This window comes from Bacteroidota bacterium (assembly GCA_018692315.1).
Classification (GTDB): Bacteria; Bacteroidota; Bacteroidia; order Bacteroidales; family JABHKC01; genus JABHKC01.
This window is the reverse complement of the sequence record JABHKC010000055.1, coordinates 1-3,753: the sequence shown is the minus strand read 5'-3', so window position 1 is coordinate 3,753 and position 3,753 is coordinate 1. Positions and strand designations below refer to the sequence as shown.

The window sequence follows — 3,753 nt, the reverse complement described above, 5'->3', positions numbered from 1 at the left end:
ATCTATGAAACAGGGATTAAAATATCTAAATCAGATTTCGAAAAAATTAACATATATAAACATGAATTTCATGGAGAAGATTGGAATTATACTATCAAACCATTATAAGTAGTTGTAGCAATAATATATTTACAATTACTATGTTGGCAATCGCTGACTATATGGATATTCTTTCAGCATATAATTTTGCATTGTCATCATTCTATTTCCTTACAGGATACAATCCTTATGCAACTTCATATATTGTTGGACTGGGAGATACTACAGTAACACCGTCGGTTAATTTCTTCAAAAGATCCTATAATGACGGTGTTGGTTCAATTCTTCCAGGTTTTACCAAAAGCAGTGTTACAGATCATTTCTTACAAAACTTCGATAAATACCAGACAACGGAAGGTGTAACTCCAGTATCAAGTGATTTGTTTTACTTATTAAGCAGGTTTCACACCCTGGAACCACCGCCCCCGCCACCTGCTACTCCATTGGCTGGCGAACTAAAAATTACAGAAGTTAATAGTCACCAAACAGCAACAGTCTCCTGGATTGAAATTCACAATACAACATCTTCAGAGCTCAGTCTTGAAGGCGTAAAAATCCAACATTATAGAAATCTGGAACAAACACCAAATACTAGCCTTTCATTAAGTGGTACAATCGAATCAGATGAATATCTAATTATTACAAGGAATATAGCTGATTTTACAGCGTCCTACTCGGGAATCACACCCGATTTTGAACTTAGCAGCATGTTTTTAAATGGAGCTACTGATGGTGTTGCAATTTTTCATGCGGATGTATCTGGATTCATTGATCAGATAAACGACCTCCCGGCCAATGTGAATACTTTCGATTTTTTAGACAATCGCCTTTATCTTAGAAAGCCAGATGATAATTCCGGTGAATCATTAGATGATTGGTGCATTGCCGGCACATATAAAAATGGCACACCTGGCACCGCAAATATTGTTGAATGGGATAATGAAGTAGATGGAGACTGGAGTGATGAAGACAATTGGGATGGCGATTATAAACCATGTACCTGTGTTGATGTTCTAATCCCCGGTACGGGAATAACAGATTATCCTGTAATTAGTGACCCAACAATCCAAATTTGTAATTCACTAGAAGTTGAAAACCTAGGATCATTAACTATTGCTTCTGACGGTATGTTAACTGTTTCAACCGATTTGACTAACAGCGGGACATTAACCCTACAATCAAACATAGCAGGAACAGGATCTTTAATAGAATCATCAGGGCCAGAAGCTACAATTCAAAAATTTATAACAGGTTCAAATACAAGCAACATTCCTGATGGAAGATTTTGGTATTTGACAACTCCTATAAGTAATGGAAAATCGGAAATTTTCAATGCGATAGGCAACAATAAACTTTGGTATTTTACTGAAGAAAGCGGAACATATACAGAGATTCTGGACAATGTAACAGATTTAATTGCCGGAAGAGGATATGTAGCCAGGGTAACTAGTAATACAACTCTAAATTTTGCCGGAAATATTAACCACGATACAATAGTCCTAAATACAAGTTGGAATGCTCCATCAGTTTCACCAGGTTTCAATCTGGTTGGAAATCCTTATCCTTCGGGTATAAACTGGGGTTCTGTAGAAAAATCGAATTTGCGAACAACGTTCTGGTACAGAACACATTCTGGCAGTGCAATGGTTTTTGATTCTTTTAATTCATTTAGTGGAATCGGGACAAATAACAATGGCAACGGTGAAATTTCAGGAACTGTTCCGGCGATGCAAACATTTTGGGTGCGAACTGAAAATAACAATGCAAGCGGGCAAATAATTTTTTCAAACTCCGATAGAGTTCATACCAGCCCGAATAATCTTTTCAAAAATATTCAAAACCCGGATAATGTGTTGCGAATCAGAGTTGAAAGAGGAGTATTTACAGATGAAACAATTATTTGTTTTTTTGAAAATGCAACACTTGGGTTCGATGATTACGATTCAGAAAAACTATATCCTACCGACCAAAACCTACCGCAAATCTATACTACAGACAGCCTGGCAGGAGATCTTTCAATAAAAAGCCTTCCCAATAATTTTTCAAACCTGACTATTCCTCTTGGATTTTTGATCGAAATTTCAGATCAATTTTCAATTAATGCATATAATATTACAGACCTTGATCCGAATATTGAGATTTATCTCGAAGATTTAGACCAAAATACTTTTAGCAATCTTAGGCAAAATCCACTGTATAGTTTTTCTTCAACAGCTTCAAATACAATGCGTTTTGTCTTGCACTTTTCATTATTAGTAACTGAAACTAAGGATAATATTTCATACATTAGGTCAAAAATATACTCACATAAAAATAGCATTTACATTAAAACACAAGCTGAAAATTATTATGTAGAAATTTATGATATGCTCGGCAAGAAGATTATGCAAAGATCCTATTCAAATTCTACCATAACTAAAATTGACCTAAACAATACAAGAGGCAATTATTTTGTCCGCATGGTAGAAAATAATAAAATCACAAGCCAAAAAGTGTTTTTAAATTGACACTGTCAAACAATATACAATAAACTGTTAGTCCCTTATTCGATTATTTTCAAAAGTAAGCTCCTACAGATGGGAATTTAACTTATGGAATTATAAAAAAACAAAGGCTTTCTTTGAATTGGAAGCCCTTCAATAATTATGTTTTGTGTTACTTTTACATTAGAATTTTAACTAAAACTATACTGCTATGAAAAGATTTTTACTTGTTTCAATGTTAATCCTATGCATGGGGTATTCAGGATTATTTGCGCAATCTGTTGATGTTATCACGCCAAATGGTGGTGAGGTTTTAATTTCCGGTTCAACTTATACTATTGAATGGGTCAGTATGGGCTCATCTTCTTTGGTTGATCTATATTATTCTACCGATGGTGGAACTACATGGATATTTATCAACGACAATCTCCCTGTTACCGGCACTTATGTCTGGACAGTACCAAATGTTAATTCCTCAACTTGTTTGGTGAAAGCACAGTCTGTTTATGTCGATCAGAGCAATAGTTATTTTACAATTACTCAAACTCAAAATCCGATTACTGTAAGCTATCCCAATGGAGGAGAGGTTTTGCAAGCTAACGATGTCTATTATATCACATGGACAAGCGATGGATCATTAAGCTGGCTCGATCTTTACTATTCTGTTGATGGCGGTATCAATTGGGTTTTTATTGCTGACCATGAAAGCAATGATGGTTCTTATACTTGGACAACTCCAAATGTGGCAACCAATAATGCAAAAATCATGATTACCGAATTTAGCAATACAAGTGTTTTTGATATTAGTGATGCAGCCTTTACTATTGATATCGTAACTAACTCTGTAACTATAATTTCTCCCAATGGTGGAGAAGTTTTAACAGCTGGATCAGTGCATACAATTCAATGGTCCTGGACAGGAACTTTCACTTATGGAGCAGTTGAAATTTATTATTCAACCGATGGTGGCAATATTTGGAATATGATAGATGATTATGCCCAAAATTACGGTCAGTATGCCTGGACAGTTCCAAATGTTGTAAGCACAAATGCCTTAATTCAAATTAATGAGGTTTATAATTCTACTGTTGTGGATGTGAGCGATAATGTTTTTGAAATTGCTGCTCCTCTACCAAACACTATTTCTATAATCACTCCAAATGGTGGTGAAACTCTTACTGGAGGAAGCAATTTCAACATTAGCTGGACAACAACAGGAAACATAGATTAT

The 3,753-nt window shown here is 35.2% G+C and carries 3 protein-coding genes; all 3 read left to right on the top strand.

Features of this window, described 5'->3' with window-relative positions:
- Positions 1-108: hypothetical protein (locus HN894_04760; GenBank protein MBT7142628.1), on the top strand; the 108-nt coding region annotated here is incomplete at its 5' end.
- Between the two features lie 32 nt (positions 109-140).
- Entirely contained in the window at positions 141-2,546 is a 2,406-nt protein-coding gene (locus tag HN894_04755; GenBank protein MBT7142627.1) for a T9SS type A sorting domain-containing protein, read from the top strand.
- A gap of 187 nt (positions 2,547-2,733) precedes the next feature.
- On the top strand, positions 2,734-3,753 hold a 1,020-nt coding region (locus HN894_04750; protein ID MBT7142626.1), incomplete at its 3' end, for a hypothetical protein.

Coding starts and splice junctions, on each gene's coding strand:
- HN894_04755 (MBT7142627.1), top strand. CDS start 141: ATGTTGGCAATCGCTGACTATATGGATATTCTTTCAGCATATAATTTT.